The 6,173-nt window shown below is 74.0% G+C and carries 7 protein-coding genes and 1 pseudogene; all 8 read right to left on the reverse strand.

Annotation, left to right across the window (positions count from 1 at the left end):
• On the reverse strand, positions 1-988 hold a 988-nt coding region (locus tag VGX25_RS18675; protein ID WP_326919106.1), incomplete at its 3' end, for a PrsW family intramembrane metalloprotease.
• Positions 989-1,179: 191 nt separating this feature from the next.
• A complete protein-coding gene (locus VGX25_RS18680; RefSeq protein ID WP_326919100.1) occupies positions 1,180-2,907 on the reverse strand; it encodes a DUF6779 domain-containing protein in 1,728 nt (575 codons plus the stop codon).
• Positions 2,908-2,988: 81 nt separating this feature from the next.
• Positions 2,989-3,483 (reverse strand): DUF3180 domain-containing protein, encoded by a 495-nt coding sequence (locus VGX25_RS18685; protein WP_326919101.1) that lies wholly within the window; start codon positions 3,481-3,483, stop codon positions 2,989-2,991.
• On the reverse strand, positions 3,480-3,974 hold the full coding sequence (gene folK, locus VGX25_RS18690; RefSeq protein ID WP_326919102.1) for a 2-amino-4-hydroxy-6-hydroxymethyldihydropteridine diphosphokinase: 495 nt from the start codon (positions 3,972-3,974) through the stop codon (positions 3,480-3,482). The genes VGX25_RS18685 and folK overlap by 4 nt, the downstream gene beginning before the upstream one ends.
• Entirely contained in the window at positions 3,971-4,354 is a 384-nt protein-coding gene (folB, locus tag VGX25_RS18695) for a dihydroneopterin aldolase (protein WP_326919103.1), read from the reverse strand. The genes folK and folB overlap by 4 nt, the downstream gene beginning before the upstream one ends.
• Positions 4,351-5,190 (reverse strand): dihydropteroate synthase, encoded by an 840-nt coding sequence (gene folP / locus VGX25_RS18700; protein WP_326919104.1) that lies wholly within the window; start codon positions 5,188-5,190, stop codon positions 4,351-4,353. Before folP ends, folB begins: the two co-directional genes overlap by 4 nt.
• Positions 5,190-5,816 (reverse strand): GTP cyclohydrolase I FolE, encoded by a 627-nt coding sequence (gene folE / locus VGX25_RS18705; RefSeq protein WP_326919105.1) that lies wholly within the window; start codon positions 5,814-5,816, stop codon positions 5,190-5,192. Before folE ends, folP begins: the two co-directional genes overlap by 1 nt.
• A gap of 25 nt (positions 5,817-5,841) precedes the next feature.
• Positions 5,842-6,173: pseudogene (locus VGX25_RS18710) on the reverse strand (cell division protein FtsH); the annotation flags it as partial.

Consider the following 6,173-nt stretch of genomic DNA (forward strand, 5'->3'; position numbering starts at 1 on the left):
GGAAGGCCAGCTCGCTGACCGCCGCCTGGTACGCACCGAGCGCCCGCGCCGCGGGGCGTCCCGCGCGCCGGCGGGCCGCGGTCCTGGCGGCCCTGCGGCCGGTCAGGCTGGCCAGGTGGCCGACCTCGGTGGGCGCGATCGCCTTCTGCGCCACCAGATCCGGCAGCGCGGCGGCCACGATCCGCTGCTCGCGGCGGCGGTGCCAGTGCGCGAACCACACGCCGGCGAGGAAGATCGGCACCATGATCAGGAAGTACACGTTGAGGAACGTCGTGCCGGTGCCCAGCGTCGCCGAGCCGTTCCACAGGGCGTGCAGCACCACGGCGGTGACGTAGCCGGCGACCGGCGCGAGCACCCGCAGCGGCCGGCTCGGCGTGCGCGCGGCGACGCCGAGCCCCACGCCGATCGCGCAGGTGAACAGCGGATGCGTGAACGGCGACAGCACCCCGCGCAGCACGAACGCGGTGACCACGCCGCCGGTGCCGGTGTCACCGAACCCGTGCTCGGCGAACGCCCGGCCGAAGTAGTAGATGTTCTCGGTGAACGCGAACCCGGCGGCGACGAAGCCGGCGTAGACGATCCCGTCGATCACGCCGTCGAACTCCGCGCGCAGCCGCAGCAGGATCGCCAGCACGAAGGCGCCCTTGGCGGCCTCCTCGAACAGCGGCGCCGAGACGACCGCGCTGACCTTGTCGCCGGCGCCCTGCCCGAGCAGCAGGTCGCCGACTGCCTCCGCGGTGTTGTTGATCATCAGTGCGGTGATCGTGGCGACGCACGCGCCCCACCCGAACGCCAGCCACAGCAGCCGCGCGGGCTCGGGTTCCCAGCGGTCCACCCAGAGGAACGCGGCCACCACCGGTCCCACCGGCAGCAGCGCCCCGGCCACCCCGACCAGCTCGGCCACCAGCCCCACCCGGGCCGTGCTCACCGCGAGCAGCGCCAGCCCGCAGGCGGCCAGCACCAGCAGCCCGGCGACGGGCAGCAGCACGGTCAGGCGGCGTGGTGTATGGCCGTGCCTCGGCGGGTGGCTGGTCACGTCGGTGAACTGTGCTCCATTCAAGGTGAGGGCAGGGCTGGTAGCACTACTTTGCCCGGTCGGCTGGCGGCTGCGTATCTCCGGCCGCTCGGGCGGACCCCCGGCCCGCCGTCACTAGGCCGGAAGCCCTCACTGGTGCGTGGTCAGTCCTCGCGACGGCGCCGGCGGCGGGGGCCGGTGCTGCCGTGCGTGGCGAGCAGATCGGCGACCGAGTGGCCCTGCGAGTGCGACCCGCCGGGCTGGTCCGGTTCGGCACGGCGCCGGCGGCCACCGCCGGCCTCCGGCTCGGACCGGGCGTGCCGCCGCGGCTGCGGCTCGGGCGGGGGCGTCGGCTCGGAGCGCCTGCGGCGGCCGCCGGTCGAGCGCGCGGCCCCGGCGCCGTTCGGCTGCGCGTGCCGGCCGGATCCCGGACTCTCCGGCGCCATCTCGGACTTGAAGGAGTCGGCGAGGAACCAGCGATCGGACACCTCGGCCGGATGCTCGGCCGGCCGCGCGAACAGGCGCTCCTGCCACGCTTCCCGAGCCGGCTCCGCGGTTGCGGAGGGCTCGGCCGGTCGCGGCGGCTCGGCCCGCGGTATCGCGGCGGTGCGCGGGGGCTCCGGCATCCGCGGAGTCTCGGCCGCCCGCGGGGTCTCCCGCGCCCGCGGGGTCTCCGCCTTCCGCGCGGGCTCGGGCCGCCACCCGAGATCCGCCTCGCGCGGCGGGTCCGCGTGCCACGGGGGCTCCGTGCTCCGCGGCGGCTCGGTGCTCCCGTTCCGCGCGGGCAGGACGTTCCACCCGATGTCCGCATTGGGCACTGGCTCGAAGCTCCGCCCGGTGCCAGGGTTTCGCACCGGGTCGACGTTCCACTCGGTGCCCGGATTGCGCGGCGGCTCCACGTTCCGCCCCGTACCAGAGTTTTGCACCGGATCGACGTTCCAGCCCGTGCCCGGATTCCGCACCGGATCAATATTCCGCCCCGTGCCAGGGTTACGCACCGGGTCGGCGTTCCACCCGGTGCCCGAGCTCGTGCGCGGCGGCTCCACGTTCCGACCGGTGCCGGGGTTTCGCGCCGGATCCGCGTTCCACCCGGTGCCCGAGCTCGTGCGCGGCGGTGGCACCACGCGCGGCAGGTCGGGGGCGGAGGGCGGCTCGATGACCGGGTGCGCGGGGTCCACCACGCGCGGCTGGTTGGCGGCCGGGGTCGCGTCGGGCGACGGCCAGGCCGGCCGCTCGGCCCGGTCGCCGCGGCGGGGTAACGGCGCGCGCGGATCGGGCTGGGGCTTCGGCGGCGCGGCCCGCACCGCGTCCACCACCCGCTCGATGCGCTCGGTCACCGGGTCGTAGCCGTTGTGACCGCCGGACGGGCCGGCGGTGAGCCGCTTGAGCTGGGGCTGGCGCAGCTGCCGCTCCTCGGCCAGCGGGCGCATCCTGGTGCCCTGGGCGTGCAACGCGTACCGCTCGACCAGCACCTCCCCGCCGAGCAGGCTCTCAAGGGTCTGGCGCAGCGAGTGCAGCTCCTGGCGCAGCCCGTCGAGATCCTTGCGGGACTCCCGCTCGAGCTCGCTTCTGATCTCCGCCTCGACCTGCAGCTCGTACTCGCGCCGGGCGGCGATCTCGCGCTGCAGCTCCAGCTCGTAGATGGACTGAAGGTCGGCCGCGTGCTCGTCGCGATCGGACAGCCGCCCCCGGTACTTGGCCGCAAGGAACGCCCCGACCAGCGCCGCCCACAGCGCGGCCAGGATCGCCAGGCGCAGGTACCGCAGGTCCTCGGTGGCCACCAGCGCCACGGCCGCCGCAAGGGCCAGGACCAACCCGGTGCCGAGCAGGAGCTGGCCACCACGCGATCGGCTGATCGGCTCGGCGGGCTCGCCCGAGCGGGTCAGGGGCATCAGGCCTCCGCTGTCCAATGCGACACGGCTGGCATGCGCCGTACCATACCCGTCCGTTATCGACGCGAAACCGACCCGAGTTCACCCGGCCGGTTCACCAAGATCACCCGGCCGACGATCATCCTGGTCACGCGGTGTCCGGCAGCAATATTCCAACCACAGGGCGGCCGCGATCAAGACCGCGGAGCAGATCAGGCCGACGACCGCGGCCGGCAGATCGCCGGCGGCCGCGGCGATCTCGTCCCGGCGCGGCAACAGGTACGCCAGCACCCCGAGCCAGGCGCCGAGCATGATCGCCCCGAGCAGCGACGACGCCTTCGCCAGCGCCAGCGCCCTTGCCGCGGTCAACGGATGCAGCGGCCGCCCGTCGTCCGGCCGCCCCTCGGCCATCCGCCTGATCCGCCCGCGCAGCGACGTGCCGAACGCCGCCTCCACGATCGCCAGCGCCAGCAGCGTGATCCCGGCCAGCGCCGGCAGCGGCGGCAGGCTGCCGTACACCAGGCGGACGCCGAGGTAGACGACGACGGCGGCGATGATGCCGGCGACGACGAGGTCCCGCGCCCTGGTGAACCTCATGCCGTGCCGACCAGACGCAGATCGTCGCGCTTGCGCAGGCCCGAAGTGTCCGTCCCGGCAAGGAGTTCGCGGACCAGGCCGTGACCGGGAAGCCCGGCGTGCGGCTCGATGTCCAGCCACGGCGCCAGAACCGTGGCGCGCTCGTGGGCCCCGGGGTGGGGCAGCCGGAGGTCGGGGTGGTCGCTGGTCACGCCGTCCACGGTGACGATGTCGACGTCGAGGGTGCGCGGGCCCCAGTGCCGGGTACGCACCCGGCCCGCGTGGTGCTCCGCGGATTGCGCGCGGTGCAGCCAGGTCCACTCGTCGGCGGCCGGGTCGTCGACGATCAGCACCGCGTTGAGGAAGTCGGGCTGATCCTCGACGCCCCACGGTTTCGTTTCGTAGACGGGGGAAATGGCCCGCAGCCAGTCCCACAGGACCTCCACCGCGATGCGCAGGTTGGCCTCGCGGTCGCCGAGGTTGGATCCGATCGACAGCACGGCGCGGGTCATGGCCCACCTCCCCGGCCGCCGCGGCGCGAGCGGCGGACGGTCACCGCGACGTCGGCGAAGGTGAGCGGGATGGGCGCGCTCGGTTTGTGGATGGTGACCTCCACGGCGTGCACGCGGGCGTCGGTCATCACGTCCTCGGCGATGTCGGCGGCGACCGTTTCGATCAGCCGGCGCGGCTCGCCGCTGACGATCTCGGCGGCCCTGGCCGCCATGGCGCCGTAGTCCAGGGTGTCGTCGAGGTCGTCGGTGCGCGCGGCCAGGTTCAGGTCGATCCACACCGTGACGTCGACAAGGAAGTCCTGGCCGTCGCGCCGCTCGTGGTCGAACACGCCGTGGTGCCCGCGGACCTTCAGGCCGGTCAGCACGATCCGGTCGGTCAACCGTTGGCCCCTTTCCACGCCGAGACGACCGCGATCGCGTCCAGGGTGCGCCCGACGTCGTGCGTGCGGATCCCCCAGACGCCGGCCATGGCCGCCAGCGCGGAGATCGCCGTGGTGGCGTCCTCGCGGCCGTCCGGCGGGCGCGGCGTGCCGTCCTCGGCGGCGAGCAGCCGGCCGAGGAAACTCTTGCGGGAGGCCGCGACGAGCACCGGGAAACCCAGGCCCAGCAACACGTCCAGCCGGTCGAGCAGGGCCCAGTTGTGCTCGGCGTTCTTGGCGAAGCCCAGCCCGGGGTCGATCACCAGCGCACCCGGGTCGACGCCGCCGGCCAGCGCGTTGTCGATCCGCTGGCACAGCTCGTCGCGCACCTCGGCGACCACGTCGTCGTAGCGGGCCAGCGCGTACATGTCCCGGCTGTGCCCGCGCCAGTGCATCAGGATCAGCGGCACATCGGCCTGGGCCGCCACCTTGATCATGTCCGGGTCGGCCAGCCCGCCGGACACGTCGTTGATCACCTTCGCGCCGGCCGCGAGCGCCGCCTCGGCCACCTTCGCCCGGGTGGTGTCCACGCTGAGCAGCACGCCGGCCGCGGCCAGCTCCTCGATCACCGGCACCACCCTGGCGATCTCGGTCTCGGCGTCCACTCTGGACGCTCCGGGCCGGGTGGACTCGCCGCCCACGTCGATCAGGTCCGCGCCGCGCCGCCACATCGCCACCCCGTGCGCGACCGCGTCGCCCCGGTCGAGGTAGCGCCCCCCGTCGGAGAACGAGTCCGGCGTGACGTTCAGCACGCCCATCACCGCGCACCGGTCGGGGTTCGGCAGCAGCGGGTGCATCAGCGACTGCGCCCGTTGATCAGGTCGAGCGCCTCGGCCCGCGACGACGCCGAGGTCTTCAGAATCCCCCGCACCGCCGACGTCGTGGTGCGCGCGCCCGGCTTGCGGATCCCGCGCATCGCCATGCACATGTGCTCCGCCTCGACCACCACGATCACCCCGCGCGGCTCCAGCTTGCGCATCAACGCGTCCGCGATCTGCGACGTCAGCCTCTCCTGCACCTGCGGCCTACGCGCATAGAGGTCGACCAGCCTGGCCAATTTGGACAGTCCGGTCACCCGCCCGTCGTCGCTGGGAATGTAACCGACGTGCGCCACCCCGTGGAATGGCACCAAATGGTGCTCACACACCGAAAACAATGGAATGTCGGACACCAGGACGAGCTCGTCGTGGCTTTCGTCGAAGGTGCGGTCGAGGACGGCGTCGGGGTCGCTGTAGAGGCCGGCGAACATTTCCCGGTAGGCGCGGGCGACGCGGGCGGGGGTGTCACGAAGGCCGTCGCGGTCGGGGTCCTCGCCGCAGGCAAGGAGGATCTCGCGGACGGCCTTCTCCACCCGGTCCTGGTCGAAGCCGGGCAGCGGGCTGAGTCGCTGGGTGCCGCGGGCGCCATTGCCGTCACCGGTCACGGGCAACCTCCGGGAGAAGTGTGGCTCAGCCGCCACTATCCCATTCGGAGCCGCGCTCGCGCCGGGCCGAGTCCTCGTCCGGCTGTCCGGGATGGCCGCTGCCCTGCGGGTTCTGCCGCTCGCGTGGCGATGGCCACGGCTGGCTGTGCGGGTAGCCCTGCGGGGTGGTCGCGGGCGTCCAGCCGGGCGGCGCGCCGTAGTTGGGCGGTCCGGCCACCCTGCTGCGCCGGGGCCCGCCGGGATCCTGGCCGGGCGGAGGCGGGTACAGCGGCGGGGTGCCGGGGTACGGCCGCGGGGGCGGCGCGGGCTGTGGCAGCCCGTTGGGGCCGGCCCCGTTGCCGCCGGGCGGCTCCGGGC

The sequence above is a fragment of the Actinophytocola sp. genome (genome assembly GCF_035942955.1).
Taxonomy (GTDB): Bacteria; Actinomycetota; Actinomycetes; order Mycobacteriales; family Pseudonocardiaceae; genus DASYTH01.

Coding starts and splice junctions, on each gene's coding strand:
- folK (WP_326919102.1), bottom strand. CDS start 3,974: ATGACCCGCGCCGTGCTGTCGATCGGATCCAACCTCGGCGACCGCGAG.
- VGX25_RS18680 (WP_326919100.1), bottom strand. CDS start 2,907: ATGCCCCTGACCCGCTCGGGCGAGCCCGCCGAGCCGATCAGCCGATCG.
- VGX25_RS18685 (WP_326919101.1), bottom strand. CDS start 3,483: ATGAGGTTCACCAGGGCGCGGGACCTCGTCGTCGCCGGCATCATCGCC.
- folP (WP_326919104.1), bottom strand. CDS start 5,190: ATGCACCCGCTGCTGCCGAACCCCGACCGGTGCGCGGTGATGGGCGTG.